The 18012-nt window shown below is 67.7% G+C and carries 21 protein-coding genes; 4 read left to right on the top strand and 17 right to left on the bottom strand.

The genetic code is table 11. The features are described from left to right. Position 1: 1 nt before the first annotated feature. Genes L0C60_RS10190 through L0C60_RS10170 form a run of 5 tightly spaced genes read right to left on the bottom strand, consistent with a single transcriptional unit; the run spans position 2 to position 3475 of the window. On the bottom strand, positions 2-226 hold the full coding sequence (locus tag L0C60_RS10190; protein ID WP_071676975.1) for a hypothetical protein: 225 nt from the start codon (positions 224-226) through the stop codon (positions 2-4). Beyond that, positions 223-894 carry a molybdenum cofactor biosynthesis protein gene (locus L0C60_RS10185; RefSeq protein ID WP_071676974.1) on the bottom strand — a complete coding sequence of 224 codons (672 nt, stop codon included), beginning with the start codon at positions 892-894 and terminating at the stop codon, positions 223-225. Before L0C60_RS10185 ends, L0C60_RS10190 begins: the two co-directional genes overlap by 4 nt. After that, positions 884-1786, bottom strand: a complete 903-nt coding sequence (locus L0C60_RS10180) for an HrcA family transcriptional regulator (protein WP_243092724.1) — start codon at positions 1784-1786, stop codon at positions 884-886. Before L0C60_RS10180 ends, L0C60_RS10185 begins: the two co-directional genes overlap by 11 nt. 4 nt (positions 1787-1790) lie before the next feature. Beyond that, complete coding sequence (locus L0C60_RS10175; protein ID WP_234506761.1) at positions 1791-2141, bottom strand: P-II family nitrogen regulator; 351 nt, start codon at positions 2139-2141, stop codon at positions 1791-1793. Continuing rightward, on the bottom strand, positions 2138-3475 hold the full coding sequence (locus tag L0C60_RS10170) for an ammonium transporter (RefSeq protein ID WP_243092727.1): 1338 nt from the start codon (positions 3473-3475) through the stop codon (positions 2138-2140). The genes L0C60_RS10175 and L0C60_RS10170 overlap by 4 nt, the downstream gene beginning before the upstream one ends. Before the next feature lie 211 nt (positions 3476-3686). On the opposite strand from L0C60_RS10170, the gene L0C60_RS10165 reads away from it, so the two are divergent. Further along, on the top strand, positions 3687-5222 hold the full coding sequence (locus L0C60_RS10165; protein WP_243092723.1) for an ATP-binding protein: 1536 nt from the start codon (positions 3687-3689) through the stop codon (positions 5220-5222). Next, entirely contained in the window at positions 5222-5671 is a 450-nt protein-coding gene (locus L0C60_RS10160; RefSeq protein ID WP_243092722.1) for a tRNA (cytidine(34)-2'-O)-methyltransferase, read from the top strand. Before L0C60_RS10165 ends, L0C60_RS10160 begins: the two co-directional genes overlap by 1 nt. Here the strand turns inward: L0C60_RS10160 and L0C60_RS10155 are convergent. From L0C60_RS10155 to L0C60_RS10145, 3 genes are read right to left on the bottom strand one after another with little or no spacing between them, the layout of a single operon-like run. Continuing rightward, the gene (locus L0C60_RS10155; protein ID WP_243092721.1) at positions 5668-6348 is read right to left on the bottom strand and encodes an ATP-binding cassette domain-containing protein; all 681 of its coding nucleotides are present in this window, start codon (positions 6346-6348) and stop codon (positions 5668-5670) included. The two genes, L0C60_RS10160 and L0C60_RS10155, sit on opposite strands and share 4 nt — an antisense overlap. Next, on the bottom strand, positions 6345-6980 hold the full coding sequence (locus L0C60_RS10150; RefSeq protein ID WP_039454936.1) for an ABC transporter permease: 636 nt from the start codon (positions 6978-6980) through the stop codon (positions 6345-6347). Before L0C60_RS10150 ends, L0C60_RS10155 begins: the two co-directional genes overlap by 4 nt. After that, positions 6967-7764, bottom strand: coding sequence for an ABC transporter substrate-binding protein (locus L0C60_RS10145; RefSeq protein ID WP_243092720.1), 798 nt, complete (start codon positions 7762-7764; stop codon positions 6967-6969). Before L0C60_RS10145 ends, L0C60_RS10150 begins: the two co-directional genes overlap by 14 nt. 35 nt (positions 7765-7799) lie before the next feature. Between L0C60_RS10145 and L0C60_RS10140 the strand changes: the two genes are divergently transcribed. Beyond that, the gene (locus L0C60_RS10140) at positions 7800-8075 is read left to right on the top strand and encodes a DUF309 domain-containing protein (protein ID WP_243092719.1); all 276 of its coding nucleotides are present in this window, start codon (positions 7800-7802) and stop codon (positions 8073-8075) included. Then, the gene (locus L0C60_RS10135) at positions 8072-9052 is read left to right on the top strand and encodes an asparaginase (protein WP_243092718.1); all 981 of its coding nucleotides are present in this window, start codon (positions 8072-8074) and stop codon (positions 9050-9052) included. The genes L0C60_RS10140 and L0C60_RS10135 overlap by 4 nt, the downstream gene beginning before the upstream one ends. Positions 9053-9058: 6 nt before the next feature. Here L0C60_RS10135 and L0C60_RS10130 read toward each other — a convergent pair whose 3' ends face one another. The 9 genes from L0C60_RS10130 to L0C60_RS10090 are packed head-to-tail and all read right to left on the bottom strand — an operon-like array spanning position 9059 to position 17971. Further along, a complete protein-coding gene (locus L0C60_RS10130) occupies positions 9059-9811 on the bottom strand; it encodes a DciA family protein (RefSeq protein ID WP_234506747.1) in 753 nt (250 codons plus the stop codon). Next, entirely contained in the window at positions 9796-10827 is a 1032-nt protein-coding gene (recF, locus tag L0C60_RS10125) for a DNA replication/repair protein RecF (protein WP_234506745.1), read from the bottom strand. Before recF ends, L0C60_RS10130 begins: the two co-directional genes overlap by 16 nt. Then, positions 10827-11999 carry an MFS transporter gene (locus L0C60_RS10120; protein WP_234506743.1) on the bottom strand — a complete coding sequence of 391 codons (1173 nt, stop codon included), beginning with the start codon at positions 11997-11999 and terminating at the stop codon, positions 10827-10829. The genes recF and L0C60_RS10120 overlap by 1 nt, the downstream gene beginning before the upstream one ends. Before the next feature lie 10 nt (positions 12000-12009). Beyond that, positions 12010-12825, bottom strand: a complete 816-nt coding sequence (gene pstB, locus L0C60_RS10115; RefSeq protein WP_234506741.1) for a phosphate ABC transporter ATP-binding protein PstB — start codon at positions 12823-12825, stop codon at positions 12010-12012. Next, entirely contained in the window at positions 12819-14024 is a 1206-nt protein-coding gene (gene pstA, locus L0C60_RS10110) for a phosphate ABC transporter permease PstA (protein ID WP_234506739.1), read from the bottom strand. The genes pstB and pstA overlap by 7 nt, the downstream gene beginning before the upstream one ends. After that, positions 14017-14919, bottom strand: coding sequence for a phosphate ABC transporter permease subunit PstC (gene pstC / locus L0C60_RS10105; RefSeq protein ID WP_234506737.1), 903 nt, complete (start codon positions 14917-14919; stop codon positions 14017-14019). Before pstC ends, pstA begins: the two co-directional genes overlap by 8 nt. A gap of 57 nt (positions 14920-14976) precedes the next feature. Beyond that, positions 14977-15948, bottom strand: a complete 972-nt coding sequence (locus tag L0C60_RS10100; protein WP_234506735.1) for a PstS family phosphate ABC transporter substrate-binding protein — start codon at positions 15946-15948, stop codon at positions 14977-14979. 35 nt (positions 15949-15983) lie between these two features. Continuing rightward, on the bottom strand, positions 15984-17093 hold the full coding sequence (gene mnmA, locus L0C60_RS10095) for a tRNA 2-thiouridine(34) synthase MnmA (protein ID WP_234506732.1): 1110 nt from the start codon (positions 17091-17093) through the stop codon (positions 15984-15986). Then, complete coding sequence (locus L0C60_RS10090; RefSeq protein ID WP_234506729.1) at positions 17090-17971, bottom strand: DUF1385 domain-containing protein; 882 nt, start codon at positions 17969-17971, stop codon at positions 17090-17092. The genes mnmA and L0C60_RS10090 overlap by 4 nt, the downstream gene beginning before the upstream one ends. Positions 17972-18012: the final 41 nt, after the last annotated feature.

Below are 18012 nucleotides of genomic sequence, written 5' to 3'. Positions count from 1 at the left end.
TTCAGCGAAGCCGGCCATAGCCCAGGAGGACCCCTAGGAGAAGGAGGAGGAACCCCAAGGGCCTGGGCCGCGCCAGAAGGCCCAGGAAGCCGCCAAAGAGGAGAAGCCCAAGCCCCACCCGGCCCCTTCCTTCCCGGAAAGCCCTCCCTGCCAGGAAGCCCAGGAGGAGGGGCAGGGCGAAGAGGACGAGGAGGAGGAGGCCAGCCAGGAAGGTGAAGGAGGTCAAAGCCGGTGTTCCTCTGGGGCGAAGCCCTCCACCCAGAAGCTCCCGTCCGGGCGGTACTCCTTTTTCCAAACGGGGAGGATCTGCTTCACCCGATCTATGGCGTAGGCGCAGGCGGCGAAGGCCTCCTTGCGGTGCCGGGCCGAGACCACGATGGCGATGGAGGCCTCCCCCGGGTCCACCCGGCCCAGGCGGTGCCAGAGGGCTACCCGGCCTAGGGGCCAGCGGGCCCGCATCTCGGCGATGACCTGGGCCATGGCCTTTTCCGCCATTTCGGGGTAGGCCTCGTACTCCAAATAGGCCACCGCCTCCCCCCGGTTGGGGCTCCGGGTGGTGCCGAGGAAGCTCACCACCGCCCCGTACTCGGGGGCTGTGGCCCAGTCCACCAGGGCCTTTAGGTCCAAGGGGCCTTCCGTGAGGCCAAACGAGTCCTGCCCCCCAGACACCGGGGGCAAGAAGGCCACCTCGTCCCCCTCCTTCAAGGGGGTTTCCGCCCCGGCCAGCTCCTGGTTCACCGCTGCCATGCCCCCGGAGAGGGAAAGGCCGGGGAAGAGCCGCTCCACGGCCTCCTTGGCCTCCTTCACCCGGGCTCCTTCCGGGAGGTCCAAGGGAAAGCGGTCTTGCCCCGCCTGCTCCCGGTAAAGGGCGAAAAGCCTTACCTCAACCCGCATGGACCCCAGTATAGACCTGGGTAAGGCCTAGGGCCACGGAGAGGGCCTCGGGATAGCGCATGCGCATGGGGCCGATGAGGGTGAGCTCCCCAAGCCACTCCCCCTTGGCGAAGCCCGCCTGCACCTGGGCAAGCCCCTCCACCTCCCCCACCCGCACGTCCACCCGGCCCGGGGGGGTGAGGACCTCCTCCCCCCCGGCCTCGTAGAGCTGCACCAGGCGCTCCAAGAAGCCCGGGTTTTGGGCCTCGGGCTCCTTTAGGGCCTCGGCCAGCCCTTCCCGGTAGGAGAGGGAAAGCCCTGCGTTCAGGGCCCGGGCGAGGTGGGCGAAGAGGTCTTCCAGGCCCCGGGGTGGCGGGGGAAGCTCGGAAAAAGGTCCCGCCAAGACCGCCTCCGCCTCCCTAAGCCGCTCCGGGGAAAGGGCTAAGGGAAGCCTTGCCTCCTTCACCCGCCCTCCTTCCAGGACGAAGACGGCCAAGGTGCCCTCGCCTAGGGGAGAGAGGTGGACCTGGAGCACCTTGGGGGTCTTGCGCGGCCGGAGGCGGAGGAGGGCGGGGTAGCCGGAAAGCCCCACGGCCACCTTCACCAGGAAGGCCTCGGGCTCCTTGGCCCCGGAAAGGGCCCGCTCCAGGCGCTCCTGGACGCTTTCGGGCAGGGGCTTGGGGGGGAGGAGGGAGAGGGAGTATTGGCGAAAGCCCTGCCGGGTGGGCACGCGGCCGGCGGAGGCGTGGGGCTTGGTGAGGTAGCCCATCTCCTCGAGGGCGATGAGCTCGTAGCGGGCCAGGGCGGGGGAAAGCCCAAGCCCCTCGGCGAGCCTGGCCGAGGGTACCGGGGCTTTGGTCTTGATGTACTCCTCCACCAGGAGGTGGAGGATGGCCCGCTGCCGCGCCGTCACACCCCTATTGTACCGGGGTGACGGCGGCCTCGTCCTCTTCCCCGGTGCGGATGCGGTAGACCTTCTCCACGGGGATCACGAAAACCTTGCCGTCCCCCACCTCCCCGGTGCGGGCGGCCTTCAGGATGGCCTCCACGGTGGGTTGGACGAAGGGCTCGGAAACCCCGATTTCCAGGCGCACCTTCTCGTGGAGCTCCATCTTCACCGTGGTGCCGCGGTAGGTTTCCACCTTTTCCGTTTCCCCGCCGTGGCCCTGGACCCGGCTTAGGGTAAGCCCCCGCACCTCGGCCCGGAAGAGGGCCTCCAGGACCTCGCCGAGCTTCTCCGGGCGGATGATGGCCACGATGAGCTTCATGCCTCACCTCCCAGGGGCTTGAGGGCGGGCGGGGAAGCCTCGGGGAGGACCAGAATGGCCCCTTCGCCGCTGGCGTAGGCTTCTTCCCCGTGCTGGGTCACGTCCAAGCCCAGGCCCTCCTCCTTGGGGCCTGCCCGCAAGGGGGTGAGGAGGGCGACGAGCTTTAGGAGGACAAAGGTGCCCAAGGCGGAGTAGGCCACCGCCGCCAGGACCGCCAGGGCCTGGACCCCAAGCTGGGCCGGGTTGCCGAAAAGGAGGCCATCCGCCACCCCGTTCCAGGCCTTTTCCGCCAGGAGCCCGGTGAGAAGGGCTCCGGTAATCCCGGCGAGGCCGTGGGCTCCGAAGACGTCCAGGGAGTCGTCTAGGCGCGTCCTTGGCCGGTAGAGGAGGAAGAAGTAGCTGGGGAAGGCGGAAACCGCCCCCAGGACCAGGGCGGAAAGGGGCGAAACGAAGCCCGCCGCCGGGGTGATGGCCACCAGGCCCACCACGATGGCCGTAGCCAGGCCCACCGCCGTGGCCTTTCCGGTGCGGAGGAGGTCCAAGAGGACCCAGACCGCCAGGGTGGCCGCTGGGGCCAGGAGGGTGTTCACAAAGGCCAAGGCCGCCACCTCCCCGGAGGCCAGGGCGCTCCCCCCGTTGAAGCCGAACCAACCGAACCAGAGAAGGGCCGCCCCCAGGAGGACGAAGGGCACGCTGTGGGGCAGGATAGCCTGGCGGCCATAGTCCTTGCGGGGGCCGAGGACCAAGGCCCCCACCAGGGCCGCGATGCCGGCATTGATGTGGACCACGGTGCCGCCGGCGAAGTCCAGGGCTCCTAAAGCCCCCAGGAACCCCCCACCCCAGACCCAGTGCGCCAGGGGCGCGTAGACGAAGAGCCCCCAAAGGGTGAGGAAGAGAAGGAGGGCGGGAAAGCGCATCCGCTCCACCAGGCCTCCGGTGAGGAGGGCGGCGGTGATGATGGCGAAGGTGCCCTGGAAGGCCATGAAGAGGAGGTGGGGGATCTCTCCTTTGGCCTCCAGACCCACCCCCCGCAAAAGGGCGTGGCCCAGGCCCCCAAGCCAAGGGTTTCCTTCGGCGAAGGCGAGGCTATACCCCAAAAGGGCCCAGCCCACCCCCACGAAGCCCAAGGCGGTGAAGCTCATCATCATGGTGTTCAAGGCGTTCTTGGAGCGCACGAGCCCCCCGTAGAAAAAGGCCAAGGCTGGGGTCATGAGGAGCACCAGGGCCGTGGACACCAGCATCCACGCCGTGGCCGCCCCGTCTACTCCATCCGCCAAGGCCAAGCCCGAAAGCCCTACCGCCGTTAGTCCCCAAAGGGTTTTCTGCCGCTGCATGGCCACCCCCTCGAGGGCGAGCCTAGCACCTTTGATGCACATTGTCAAGAAGAAAGCGGACATCTGTCCAATACTATAGAAACAAAAGGCGCTACTTATGCCCAAAGCGTGCTTATCGTCAAACAAAGCATAGGCAAGTGTCAAGTATAAACCTAACGGCTTGCACCTTAGGACCCCACGCCCCGGTTTCCATCCCGCTAAACTGGGCCCCGTGACGTGGGCGGAGCTATTGGAGCGCCTGGCCCAGGGGCAGGACGAGCGCACCCTTTTCCTGCCCCCCGACCTTTCGCCGGAAGAGCTGGCCCGCTACGCCGCCGGCCTCGCCAACCACAAGGGCGGAACCCTCTTCCTGGGGGTGGGCCCGGACGGGAAGGTGCTCGGGGCCTCGGACATCCATCCCCTCCAGGTCACCCACGCCCTTTTTGAGCTCACCCAAGGCCTGCTTTTGCCCTACGTGGAGGCGGTGGAGGGGCCTGGGGGAAGGGTGTTGGCCCTCCACGTGCCGCAAAGCCCCGCGGCCATCGCCGTGGGGGCGGGGCGGGTGCCCTTTTGGGACGGGAGGCGCCTTACCGAGCTCCGCATGGGCCAGGCGTTGCCCGAACCCGACTTCACCGCCCAGGTCCTGCCGGCGGCGAGCCTTTCCGACCTGGACCCGGTGGAGGTCTTGCGCCTAAGGCGCATCCTGGAGGAACGGGGAAGCGCCTTGGCTGCCCTTCCCGATTTGGAGCTCCTTTTTGCCCTGGGACTCTTGGAGCGGGTGGAAGGGGAGGCCCGGCCCACGGTGGCGGGGCTTCTCCTGGCGGGTACCCCCTTGGCCTTAAGGCGGCTTCTGCCCCAGGCGGAGGTGAGCTACTACTTCCACGAGGACGAGGAGGGGTACACCTTCCGGGAGGACCTTCTAAGGCCCATTCCCGCCCTTTTGGAGCGGCTTCGGGACCTCATCCAGGCCCGGAACCGGGTGCGCTACCTCACGGTGGGGCTGTTCCGCCTCGAGGTCTGGGACTTTGACCAGGAGGTCTACCGGGAAGCCCTCCTAAACGCCCTGGTCCACCGGGACTGGCAGAGCAGGGACGCCATCCAGGTCCACCACCATCGGGACCGGTTGGAGATTTCCAACCCTGGGGGCTTTCCCCCGGGCATCACCCCGGAGAACGTCCTCCGCCACCCGCCCAAGCGGCGCAACCCCCGCCTGGCCGAGGCCCTGTACCGCCTGGGTTACGTGGAGCGGGCGGGAAGCGGGGTGGACAAGATGTACCGCCTCCTCCTCAAGTACGGCAAAGAGCCCCCGGAGTACCGGCTTTACCCCGAGGCCCTGACCCTGGTCCTCTACAACCCCGAGCTGGACGAGGGCTTCGTGCGGGAATTGGCCGAGGCCCAGGAGCGTTTTGGGGCCTTTAGCCTGGACCACCTCATCGCCGTGGGCTACCTGCGGAGGGTGGAAGAGGCTACCCTGGCGGAGCTTTCCCGGGCCTTGCAGCTTCCCGAGGAGGCGAGCAGGAAGGTCCTTTCCCGTATGGAGCGCATGGGTCTGGTGCGGAGGGAAGGGGGCAGGTACCGGCTAGCCCAGCGGGATTCCTTGGCCGAGCGGGTCCTGGCTTTCTTGGAAACCCCCCGGTCCAGGCGGGAGGTGGAGGCCCTTTTGGGCCTGCGCCCCAGAGCCGCCTTGGCCCTGTTGAACCGGCTCCTTCGCGAGGGGCGGGCGGAGCGGGTGGGCCGGGGAGCGGCCACCCGGTACCGGAGGCGGTGATGGTCCACCTGGTCCTTTACCAGCCGGAAATCCCCCAGAACGTGGGGAACATCGCCCGCACCGCCGCTGCCTTGGGGTGGCCCTTGCACCTCATCCGCCCCTTGGGCTTTCTCCTTTCCAGTTCCAAGCTCAGGCGGGCGGGGCTGGACTACTGGCCCTACGTGGACCTGAGGGTCCACGAAGACTGGGCAGCCTTCCTCGCCTCCCTCCCCCCTTCCGCCCGGGTGTGGGCCTTTAGCGCCCGTGCCGAGACGAGCCTATACCAAGCCCGTTTCCAAGAGGGGGACTACCTCCTCTTCGGGCCCGAGACCCGGGGACTTCCGGAGGCGGTCCTGGCCCAGTTTCCCTCCCTCCAAATCCCCATGCCGGGGCCGGTGCGCTCCCTGAACCTGGCGGTGGCCGTGGGGGTGGCGGCCTCCGAGGCCTACCGCCAGCTCCAGAGCCCTTAGGGGAGGAGGCGGCCTTGCAAAAAGGCTTGGGTCCTAGGGTCCTTGGGGTTTTGGAAGAAGGCCTTGGCCTCCCCTTCCTCCACCACCTGGCCCAGGTAGAGGAAGACCACCCGCTTTGCCAGCCGTTTAGCCTGGAAGAGGTCGTGGGTGGCGAGGACCACTGCCCGCCCCTCCAGCGCCGCCTCGGCGAGGAGGGCTTCCACCTGGGCGACGTTGGCCGGGTCCAGGCTGGCGGTGGGTTCGTCCAGAAGGAGGATCTCGGGCTCCACCAAAAGGGTGCGGGCCAGGGCTAAGCGCACCGCTTCCCCGCCCGAGAGGAGGTGGGCGGGCTGGCGCGCCTTTTCCGCCAAGCCCACCCGCGCTAACAACCTTCGCGCCCGCTCCCAGGCCTCCCGCTTGGCCACGCCCTGGAGGCGGAGGCCAAAGGCGGCGTTTTCCAAAACGCTCCTCCGCAAGAGGGGCGGGGCCTGGGGCAGGTAGGCGGCACGCCCCCCCTCCACCCGGCCTCGCTCGGGTTGGAAGAGGCCCGCAAGAAGGCGGAGCAGGGTGGTCTTGCCGCTACCCGACGGGCCTAGGACCGCCAGGATCTCCCCGGGGTAGACCTTAAGGTCTTCCACCTCCAGGCAAAACGTCCCGTGGCGGTGGAAAAGCCCCTTGGCCCAAAGCACTGGCCTCATTCCCGCTCCAGGATAACGAGAAGCCCGGTGACCAAGAGGGCAATGCCCATAAGGACCATCCCCAAGGCCAACGCCGCCTCCAACTCCCCTTTGCGGGTTTCCACCACAATGGCGGTGGTGAGAACCCGGGTGTGGTGGCGGATGTCCCCACCCACCAGGGTGGCCGCCCCCACCTCGCTGATGGCTCCGCCAAAGCCCGCGGCCAGGGCAGCGGCCAGGGTGCGGCGGCTTTCCCAAAAGAGGGTGGGGAAGACCTGGGCCTCCGTGCCGCCCAGGCTCCGCACCAAAAGGCGCACCTCCTCCACCCGGGCCCGGGCCCCGGAAAGGACAAAGGCGGCGATGAGGGGGAAGGCCAGGATGGCCTCCGCCAGGACCATGGCGTAGGGGGTGTAGAGGAGGCCGAGGAAGCCCAAGGGCCCGGAGCGGGATAGGAGGAGGTAGAGGAAAAGCCCCACCACCACAGGGGGCAGGGCCATGCCCGCATAGAGGAGCATCCGTCCCCAGGCCCCGCCCCCGCCCCGGAGGGCCAGCCAAAGCCCCAGGGGGACGGCGGGGAGCGCCGCAAGGAGCGTGGCCACCCCCGCCACCCAGAGGCTCCGCCAGGCGATCTCCCAAAGCTCAGCGGCTTCCACCTGGAGGAAGGATACACCGCCCCCGGAGGGGCTGGAAAAGGCTTTGCCCCTCCACCTTTAGGCCTGCGGTGAGCCGGGCCGCCTCCTCGGAGGCCAAGAAGGCCCGAAGCCGCCTGGCCTCCTCAGGGTTTTTCCCCTTGAGGGCCACATAATAGCTGTACTGGTTGATAAGTAGAGGGTCGCCCCGTTCGTAAAGGGCAACCAGGCCCCTCTTTTTCCCCACGGTGAGGTAGGTGGCCAAATCGGAGAGGGTGTAGGCTCCTTTTTCCGCCGCCAGGACCAAGGTCTGGCCCATGCCCGCCCCCGACTCCAGGTACCAGGGGGGGGTCGGGGTGACGCCTGCCTCCTTCCAGAGGGCGAGTTCCTTGACGTGGGTGCCCGAGCGGTCCCCCCGGGAGACGAAGGGGGCTTGGGTCTTGGCGATCTGCCGCAGGGCCTCCAGGACGGTGGGGGCTTCCCGCACCCGGGCGGGGTCTTCCGGTGGCCCCACCAGGAGGAAACGGTTTTGCGCTAGGCAGAACCCTTCGGCCAGGTGGCCTTGCCGCACCGCCTCCGCCTCGAGGTCCGGGGCGTGGACCAAGACGGCATCCACGTCCCCGCGGGCCGCTAAGGTCAGGGCTTGGCCCGTGCCCACCGCCAAGACCTCCACCTGGATCCCCGTGGCCTTCTGGAAGGGGGGAAGAAGCTGGTCCAAAAGCCCGGAATCGTAGACGCTGGTGGTGGTGGCCAGGCGCAGGGCCACCGCCAGGACAAAAAAGGGGAGGAGAAAGGCTCCAAGTCGCATAGACCTAAACATAGCTTAAGCTTTAAGAAGGGAATGTGTTGGAGAAGGCCTTGGCCCTCTGGCGGGAGGGGCGCTACTTTGAGGTGCACGAGGTCTTGGAGGCGGCCTGGCTTCGGGCGGAAGGGGAGGAGCGGCGCTTCCTCCAAGGGCTTATCCTCCTCGCCGCCGCCCTGCACCAAGGGGCCATGGGGAAAAGTGGCCAGAGAAACCTCAAGAAGGCAGAAGCCCGGCTAAAGGGCCTGCCAAACCCCTATAGGGGCGTGGACTGGGCGGCGCTTTTGGCCGAGGCCCGGCGTAGACTTGGGGCGTGAACGCTTGGGTTTACGCCTACCGCGGCGAGCTCGTGGAAAACCGGCACCGGGCTTCCCTGGTGGTCTTTGGCCGGGAAGGGGTTTTGGCCTACGCCGGGGAGCCGGACCTTTGGGCCTACCTGCGCTCCTCCGCCAAGCCCTTCCAGGCCTTGGCCCTTTACCTCACGGGGGCCGTGGAGCGCTTTGGCCTTGGGGAGGAGGAGGTGGCCTTGGCCACGGCGAGCCACGACGGCACCGAGGCCCACGTGGCGGTGGCCACCCGCTTTCTCGCTAGGCTCGGCCTGGGCCCTGAGCACCTGGTCTGCGGGGTCCACCCCCCCTTTTCCAAGGAGGCCCGGAAGGCCCTGGAGGCGCGGGGGCTTTCCCCAACCCCCCTCCACCACAACTGCTCGGGCAAGCACGCCGGCATGCTGGCGGCTTCCTTGGCCCTGGGGGCGCCCACGGAGGGCTACCACCTGCCCGACCACCCGGTGCAGCGCCTGAACCGGGAAACCCTCCGGGCGCTTTCGGGTGCCGAGCCCCGCCACGCCACGGACGGCTGCAGCGTTCCCACCTTCGCCCTCCCCCTTTCCCGGGCGGCGCGGGCTTTTTATCTCTTGGCGGCCCCCGAGGAGGCCCCGGCCCCCTACCAGGAGCCCCTCCGAAGGGTGCGGGAGGCCATGCGCCGCCACCCCATGCTGGTGGCGGGGCCTGGGAGCATAGACACCTTGCTCATGGAGAGGCTTCCCGTGGTGGCCAAGCGGGGGGCGGATGGCTACTATGGCCTGGCCCTCTTGGAAAGCCCCAAGGGGCCTTTGGGCATCGCCCTCAAAGTGGAGGACGGCTCGGGCCAGGCCCGGGAGGTGCTGGTGGTAGCCCTCCTTCGCCGCTTGGGCTTAGACCCTGGCCCTACCCCCTGGGACCGGCCCGAGATCACAAACCACCGGGGCCTGGTGGTGGGCCGCCTCGAGGCCCGGTTGGCTTTAACCTGGCTCTAGCCCTCCTTACGTCCCGTGGCGGAGTAGGCTTTCTACGCTTTCGGGCAGGGGGGCTTCGGGAAAAAGGCCCTTGTAACGCTGGGCTAAGTCCTTGAGCAAAGGGATCAGTTCCCTTTCCCGCAAGGCCTCGGGGTAGAGCTCCCGCATCTCTCTGAGAAGGCGCTCCCGGGCCAGGTGCCGCGCTGCAAGGAGCGCCTCCCCTTCCAGGCGGGCGGCTTGCCCCCGGCTTAGCCTTTCCGCCTCCTTGCGCACGGCGGGGCTTTCCAAAAGGCGGCGGCAGGTGGGGCAGGGGTGGCGCTCGCTTGGGGCGCCGCAGATGGGGCAAGGGCTTCCCCTTTGGTGGGAAAAAAGGGCCAGGGCGGCCCGGGCCACCTTTTCCCGAAGCTCAGGGGGGGCTTCCTGGGCGAGCTTAAGCGCCCGGCGCGCCGCCTCGGGGTTTTCCGGGGGCTTGGGGGGAGGGGGGGGTGGGGTTTCCAAGGGGCCCACCAGGAAGCGGATCTCCTGGACCACCCCGGGGAAGCGCTCCTCGTAGCGGCGGAGGAGGGCGAGGCGGCTATAGGTGAGCTGGTGGGCGGTGAGGGGGTCCGCCACCCGCACCAAGAGGGTATTCCCCTCGAGGCCCACCGCCTCGGTGAGCTGGGCGAGCTCCTTCCCCACCACCTCCTTCCAGGCGGCCAGCACCAGCCCCCGCCTGAGCTTTTCCTTGCCCCCCGCCTTCTTCAGGGCCTCGGGCACCAGGTCCTTTAGCCGCCAGGGCATAGCACCACCCCTCCTTCCATGGTGCACGCAGGAATACCCTCCGGGGCCCAAAGCCCCGCCAAAATCGCCTGGGGAAGCCCCTGGGCGTAGGCCAGGACCGCCTGCCTTCGCCCCGCGTCCAGCTCCTCGCTCCACTCGTCCACCAGGAGGAGGGGCGCCTCCCCATGGTGTTCCCAAAGAAGGCGGTGCTCCGCCAGACGCAGGGCCAGGGCCAGGGCCTTGGCCTCCCCCCGGCTGGCGAAGCGGTGGGCGGGACGGCCCCCCAGGAGGACGACGAGGTCGTCCCGGTGGGGGCCTATAAGGGTCTGCCCCCGTTCCCGCTCCTCCTCCCGCCGCCCGGCCAGGGCCTCCAGGAAGCTTCCCCGCACCGTCTCCTCCAGGATAAGCCCGGCCTCCCCAGGGGCCAAGCTCCGGTGCACCGCCTGAAAGATGGGCAAAAAGCGCCCGAGGAAGCGGCGGCGGAGGGCCATGATCTCCTCCCCGTAACGGGCGAGCTCCAGGTCCCAGGCCTCGAGGCCCTCCCCCCCCGTTTTCAAAAGGGCGTTCCGTTGCCGTAAGGCCTTCTCGTAGGCGGAGAGGAGGGCGGCGTAGCGGCGGGAAAAGCGGCCGATGAGCCGGTCTAGGAAGCTCCGCCGCTCCTCCTTGGCCCCCAAGACCACCTCCACGTCCTCCGGGGAGACCAGGACCGAACCGGGAAGCTCCCAAAGGGCCTTCAGGCTCACGGCCTTCTCGTTCAGGAATACCGCCCTTCCCTCAGGGGAGAGGCGCTGTTCCACCCGGAAGACCCCGAGCTCGGTTTCCACCTCGGCGAAGAGCCAGGCCTCCTTCTCCCCAAAACGCACCAGATCGCCCAAGGTGGCCCGCACCTCCCCCCCGAGGGCCAGGTGGATGCCTAAGAGAAGCCCCGTCTTTCCCTGGGCGTTTCCCCCCACCACGGCGAAAAGCCCCTGGGGGGGACGGAAGGCGGTGAAGGCCAGGTTGCGGAAGTTTTTCTGCCGGAAAAGAAGGAGCCGCATCAGAGCCGCACCCGCCGGAAGAGGGCGGGGAGGAGAAGGAGGGAAAGCCCCAAAAGCCCGGCCCCAAGCAGGTACGGGGCCTCGGGCATGAGCCGGTAAAGCCCCGTGCCCAAAAGGGGTCCAAGCATCCGCCCCAGGGCTTGGGCGGCGCTATTGAGCCCCGCCACGAGCCCCTGCTCCCCCTCCCCCACCGCCAGGGAAAGGGCTGCCGTGATCCCGGGGCCCGCCAGGGCCGCCCCCGCTCCCTGGAGGGCGAGGCCTAGGGCGAGGAGGGGAAAGGTGTGGGCCAATGCGAGCAGGGAAAACCCCAACATCCCCACGGGAAGCCCCAGGAGGAGGAGGGTTTTGGGGGGCCAGGAAAGCTTCCGCACCAAAAACCCCTGGATGAAGACCGCCACGAGTCCATAGAGCACCAGGGCCATCCCCACCTTGCGGGCGGTTTCCACCCCGCTCAGGCCCAGGCGGTCTTGGAAGAGGAAGGCGATGGTCTGCTCCAAGGCCACGCCCGATAGGTTCAAGGCCAGGCCCAGGAGGAGGAGGGGGAAGACCCGGGGGTCAAAGGGGGAGAGGCGCCCCTCCGCTTTCGCCCCTTGGGGCCGGGACTCGGGGAGGGTGAGGGCCACAAAGAGGGCGTTCAAAAGGGCGATGGCGCTGGCGAAGAAGACCGGGGCCAATAGCCCAAAAAGGGCCGCAAGCCCTGCCCCTAACGCCGGGCCCAGAATAACCGCCAGGCCAAAAGCTGCCCCCAGAAGGGCCATGCCGGCGGTGCGGTTTTCCCTGCCCGTGACGTCCGCCGCGTAGGCCTGGGCCGTGGGCAGGGTGGCGGAACTGAAGGCCCCGCCCAAGAGCCGGGCGAGGAGGAGGAGGGGGAAAAGGAGGCTTGGGGGAAGGAGGCCCTTCTGCCCCAAGAGGGCAAAAAGGCCAAAGAGGAGGAAGCTTAGGGCAAAGCCCAGGATGCCCAGGAGGAGCACGGGCTTCCTGCCCCTTTCGCTCCGTCTGCCCCAGTAGGGGGCGAGGAGGAACTGCATGAGGGCGTAGCCCGTGGAGAAGAGGCCCACCTGGACCTCGCTCAGGCCGAGCTCCCTCCCCAAAGGCCCCAGGATGGGGAAGAGGAGGGAAAGCCCCAGGACGCTGTTGAAGAGGGTGAGGAAGAGGAGGCCGAGGGCAGACATGCCGTAAAGTTTAGCCGAAGCGGCCCGTGATGTAGGCCTCGGTGTAGGGGTGCTTGGGTTTGGTGAAGACGAGGTCCGTGGGGCCTTCCTCCACGAGAACCCCGAGGTGCATGAAGAGGGTGCGGTCGGAAACCCGGGCCGCCTGCTGCATGTTGTGGGTGACGATGACCACGGTGTAGCGCTCCTTTAGCTCCAGGATGAGGTCCTCAATGGCCTGGGTGGCGATGGGGTCCAGGGCGCTGGTGGGTTCGTCCATGAGGAGGAGGGGGGGTTCCACGGCGATGGCCCGGGCGATGCAAAGCCGCTGTTGCTGCCCGCCGGAAAGCCTGAGCCCGCTCTCCTTCTTAAAGCGGTCTTGCACTTCGTTCCAAAGGGCGGCCCGCTTCAGGGCCTCCACCACCCGGTCCTCCAGCTCGCTCCCCTTGACCCCCATGAGCCTTAGGCCGAAGGCCACGTTCTCAAAGATGGTCTTGGGGAAGGGGTTGGGCTTTTGGAAGACCATGCCGATGTGGCGCCGCACCGCCACCGGGTCCACCCGGGGGTCGTAGATGTTCACCCCTTCGTAGCGCACCTCCCCTTCCACCCGCACCCCCGGCACCAGGTCGTTCATGCGGTTGAGGGAGCGCAGGAGGGTGCTCTTGCCGCACCCCGAGGGGCCGATGATGGCGGTGACCTTGTTTTTGGGGAAGCGCACGGAGATGTTGAAAAGGGCCTGCTTGGGGCCGTACCAGAGGTTGAGGTGGCGCACGTCCACCAAGGCCTCGGCCTCGGAAACGGGGGCTGTGCGCACCGTCTCGTGGTCTTTGAGCATTTCCAGGCTCACCATTCCCTCCTAAAGCGGTTCCTGAGGTAAAGGGCCAAGAAGTAGAGCACGGAGAGCACGAGGAGCATGACCAGGATGCCTGCCGCCGCCACCCGGGCGAACTCCGGCTGGTTCTGGCTGATCCAGAGGTAGATCTGTACCGGGATCACCGTGTACTGGGAAAGGGGCCCTGAGGGGAGGAAGGGCACGTAGGCTGCTGCCCCCACCAGGAGGAGGGGGGCGGCCTCGCCGATGAGGCGGGCGGCGGAGAGGATGACCCCGGTGACCATACCGGGCAGGGCGGCGGGGACCACCACCCGGAAAACCACCTGCCGCCTCGTGGCCCCCAGGGCGAAGGCCGCCAGGCGCAAGGACTCCGGTACCGCCCTCAAGGCTTCCCGGGCCGTGACCACGATGACGGGGATGCCGAGAAGCCCCAAAGTCATGGAGGCGGCGAGGATGGTGGGTCCAAGCCCCATCCCCCGCACGAAGAGGGCCAGGCCTAAAAGCCCATAGACGATGGAGGGCACTCCCGCCAGGTTGCGCAGGTTCACCTCCAGGAGCCGGGAAAGCCTCCCCTCCTTTAGGTATTCTTCTAGGAGAATGGCGGTGCCGATGCCCACGGGGATGGCGATGAGGAGGGCTAAGGAGAGGACCCAGACCGTGCCCCAGATGGCCACCCCTATGCCCGCCGTTAGGGGGGAGCGGGAGGGGGGGCGGGTGAGGAAGGTCTGGTCCAGCCAGGGGTTGAGCACGAGGCGCTCCCCTTCCTGGAGGTTGGCCTTGAGCTCGTTCCAGCGCCTCAGGCCCTCGGCCAGGGAGAAGTCCGCCACCCGCTCGTCGTAGACCCCGGTGACCACGTAACGGAAGGGCCCGTCCTGGGTGTTCCACATGAGCTCCACCCGGTTCTGAAGGAAGAGCACCTGCCGTTCCTTGGGGTCCTCGAGGGCGAAGGCCACCTCCTCCTCGGTGTAGCCCCGGGCGAGGAGGTCTTGCCGGAGGATTTCCTGGGCGGAAAGGCCGAAGGGATAGGTCTTCCCGGGCCCCTCGTCCGCCCGCACCACCTGGACGGAGAAGCTCCGGTACAGGGTGTCCCCCAGGAGGAGGGCGAGGAGGCCTAGGGCCAGAAGGAGGGGCAGGACCAAGGCTCGGGCGAAGACCCGGTCAATGCGGGTCTTCCAAGGGTCTACGCCGAAAGCATCGGGAGTGTGGGTCCTATTCATACCGCTCCCGGTAGCGCTCCACGATCCACTGGGCCAGGATGTTCAGGAGGAGCGTGAGGGCAAAGAGGGTGAAGCCCACGGCGAAGAGGGCGTAGTAGGCGGTGGAGCCCGTGGGCTGGTCCCCCGTGGCTGCCTGGACGATGTAGCTGGTCATGGTGGCGATGGTCTCCCGGGGGTCTAGGGTAAGGGCGGGGCGTTGCCCGGCGGCGATGGCCACGATCATGGTTTCCCCAATGGCCCGGCTTGTGGCCAGAATGATGGCGGCGATGATGCCGGAGATGGCGGCGGGGAAGACCACTTTCAGGGCCACCTCGTAGGGGCGGGCTCCCAGGGCGTAGGCCGCTTCCCGGATAGAGCGGGGTACGGACTCCATGGCGTCGGCGGCTACGTTGGAGATGTAGGGGATGATGGCGAAACCCATGACGAGGCCGGCGGAGAGGGGGTTGAAGATGTTGAGGCCCGGGATCACCTTTTGAAGGAGGGGGGTCACGAAGAGGAGGGCGAAGTAACCGAAGACCACGGTGGGGATGCCCTCAAAGAGCTCCAGCATCCCCTTGATGCGGGCCCGCTGGGCGCTTTCCGCATACTCGGAGAGGTAGATGGCGAGGGCCAGCCCCAAAGGCACCGCCACCAAGAGGGCGATAAAGGTGACCATGAAGGTTCCCAGGATCAGGGGGGCGATGCCGTAGCGGGGATTGGCGAAAAGGGGGGTCCACTCGGGGGCGAAGAGGAACTCCCTAAGGGGCACCCGGCGGAAGAACTCCGCCACGTCGCCGAGGAGGCTCAGGATGACCCCTAGGGTGGTGAGGAGGGTCACGGAGGAGAGGAGGAGGAGCAGGGCGAAGGTGAGCACCTCCCAAGGGTGCCTCGAGGGCCTTTGCTTCAGGATCTCCATGCCTTCCCCATTCTAAAGGGGGTGGGGTTAGCCCCACCCCCAAGGACCCTTCCGGGGCTACTTTAGCTCCTTCTTAAGCTCCTCCACGAACTTGGAAAGGGGCGTCCCCGCCGGGAGTTCCATGAAGAAGGTACCCGTCTTCTTCCGCTTCACCAGCTCCTGGCCGATCTGGTAGGCCTCGGCGGGGAGCTCAATGTAGCCCGTGGAGCGGATGGCCCGCCGGGCGGCGGGGGAGAGGTAGAAGTCCACGAACTCCTGCACCTCCTTCCGCTCCAGGCTCTTGGCGTTCACGTAGATGAAGAGGGGCCGGGAGAGGGGCTGGTAGGTGCCGTTCAGAACGTTTTCCCGGCTGGGCAGGACGCACCCCTTGCCGTTATCCACCGCCACCGCCTTCACCTTGTCCTTGTTCTCCTCGTAGTAGGCCACACCCAGGAAGCCCATGGCGTAGGTGTCCCCGGCCACGCCCCGGATGGTGACGTTGTCGTCCTCCGTGGGCTGGTAGTCGGTGCGGATGGCCTTGGCTTTGCCCATGATGGCCTCGGTGAAGTAATCAAAGGTGCCGGAGTCGGCCCCGGCCCCGAAGAGCCTCAGGGGCTGGTTGGGCCAGTTGGGGCGGATCTGGTTCCAACGGGTAATCTTGGAGCCCGGCTCCCAGATGGCCTTGAGCTCGGAGGTCTTCAAGCAGGTGGCCCAGGTGTTTTTAGGGTTCACGATGACCGTGAGGGCGTCGTAGGCCACGGGGATCTCAATGAAGGCGATGCCGTTTTCCTTACAGACCTTGAGCTCCTCCGGCATGATGGGCCGGCTGGCGTTTTGGATGTCCGTTTCCCCGCGGCAGAACTTCTTGAAGCCGCCCCCGGTGCCGGAGAAGGCCACCACCACCTTCACCCCGGGGTTGCGGGCGGCGAACTCCTCCGCCACCGCCTGGGTGATGGGGTAGACGGTGGAGGACCCGTCCGCCCGCACCACCTGCTGGGCGAAGGCCGCGCTGGCTACCGCTAGGACTGCTAGGCCGATGGCTTTCCGCATACCTAACCTCCCACCCGTACTCTGCCAGCCCCTTGTCAGGGGACGGTCAGGGCCATGGGGGCCTCGAGGCTAAGCCCCGCCAGGTTGTAAAGCCCCCGCCGGATCACCGCCCCGCCCAAAAGCCTTTCCCCCTGGTAGAAGACGGCGCTCTGCCCGGGGGTGACGGCGAAGACGGGCTCTTGGAACCGGAGGCGCAAGGGGTTTAGGGACTCCACCTTGGCCCGCACGGGGGGGGTGCGGTAGCGCACCTGCACCTCCACCTCCTCCGGAAGCTCGGCCAGGAGGTTGAGGCCTTCCCCCTCCAGACCCTGCCAAAGGGTAGCCTCCTTGGGCCCCACGTAGACCACGTTCCGCCCCGGGTCCAGCCCCACCACGTACCGCTCCAGGTGGGGCTTGAAGAGCCCAAGCCCCTTCCGTTGCCCCAGGGTGTAGAGGCTTGCCCCCTGGTGTTCCCCCACCACCTCCCCCGTGAGGGCGTCCACCACGGGGCCCGGGCGGACCTGGAGCCTGGTCTGCAGGAACTCCCTCAGGTCCCCGGCCACGAAGCAGAGGTTCTGGCTTTCGGGCTTTCGGGCGGTGGGGAGGCCCGCCCTTTCCGCCAGGGCCCGCACCTCCGGCTTGGTGAGGTGCCCCACGGGGAAGAGGAGGTGGGGGATGGCCTCCTTGGGGGTGCCCCAGAGGAAGTAGGTCTGGTCCTTCCTCGGGTCCAGGCCCCGGAGGAGGGCCTCCCCTTCCCTGCGCACGTAGTGCCCCGTGGCCACGTAGTCCAGGCCGAGCCTTTTCGCCTGCTTGAGGAGGGCCCCGAACTTCACGTGGGTGTTGCAGCGGGCGCAGGGGTTGGGGGTGCGCCCCTGGGCGTAGTCCTCCAGGAAGGGCCCGATGATCTCCTCCTCAAAGACCTCGCGGTAGTCCAGGAGGTAGAAGGGAATGCCGAGAAGCTCCGCCACCCGCCTGGCCTCGTAGGCGGCGTCCGGGGTGCAGCAGCTCTCCCAGGCCCGGGGCTTCCCGCCCTCCAGGCGCACGGGGGGCAGGTCGGGCCAGAAGCGCATCATGGCCCCCACCACCTCGTAGCCCGCCTCCTTGAGGAGGAGGGCCGCCACGGAGGAGTCCACCCCCCCGGACATGGCCACGAGCACCCGCTTCATGCCACCACCTTCTCCCCCAGGGCCGCCTCCGTGCTCCGGATGGCCACCTCCACCATCTCCGGGGTGGGCTCGGCCACGGTGAGGGCCTGGAAGCGGAAGCCGAGCTCCCTAAGGAGGCGGGAAAGGGGGTCCTCATGCCGGGCGGAGAAGTAGAGGAGCTCAAAGGCCAAGGCCGCCACCACGGGGAGGAAGAGGACCCGGGCCAAAAGCCGCCACCAGAGCACCTCGGGGGCGGGGATGAGGCTATAGACCAAAACGGAAACCACGATGACGAAGGCCAGGAAGGTGGTGCCGCACCGGGGGTGGAAGCGGGGCTGGGCCAGGACGTTTTCCACCGTGAGGGGAAGGCCCTTCTCGTAGGCGTGAATGGCCTTGTGCTCCGCCCCGTGGTACATGAAGAAGCGCTGGATCTCCGGCATGCGGCCGATGAAGCGGAGGTAGCCGAGGAGGATCCCCACCTTGAGGAGCCCCGCCAGGAGGTTGTAAAGCACCGGGTGGCGGGCGGGGTCCACCAAGAGCCCGGAGAGGAAGCCGGGCAGGACGATGAAGAGGGCGATGCCCAAAAGGAGGCTAAAGGCCACGGTGCCCCAAAGCGCCCCCTTGGGCATCTCCTCCTCCCCGGCGAGCTCGGCGCTCCGGGCCAGGGCGCGGTAGCTCACGGAAAGGGCGTCAAAGAGGGCCACCACTCCCCGGATGAGGGGGAGGCGGGCAAAGGGGTAGCGTTCGGTGAGGGCTCGCTCCTCGTGGCGCTCCACGTGGATCTCGCCATTTGGGAGCCGCACCGCCAGGGCCCAGGCCCACGGGGCCTTCATCATCACGCCCTCGAGGGCCGCAGCCCCTCCCAAGGCCGCCTGTTTGGCCAAAAGCAAGAAGCGCATCCTTCCCATTCTGCCACGGGCGGGCGTGGTATAACCCTAGG

The sequence above is a fragment of the Thermus hydrothermalis genome, from assembly GCF_022760925.1.
In the GTDB taxonomy this organism is placed as follows: Bacteria; Deinococcota; Deinococci; order Deinococcales; family Thermaceae; genus Thermus; species Thermus hydrothermalis.
This window is presented reverse-complemented; position numbering and strand designations above follow the sequence as displayed.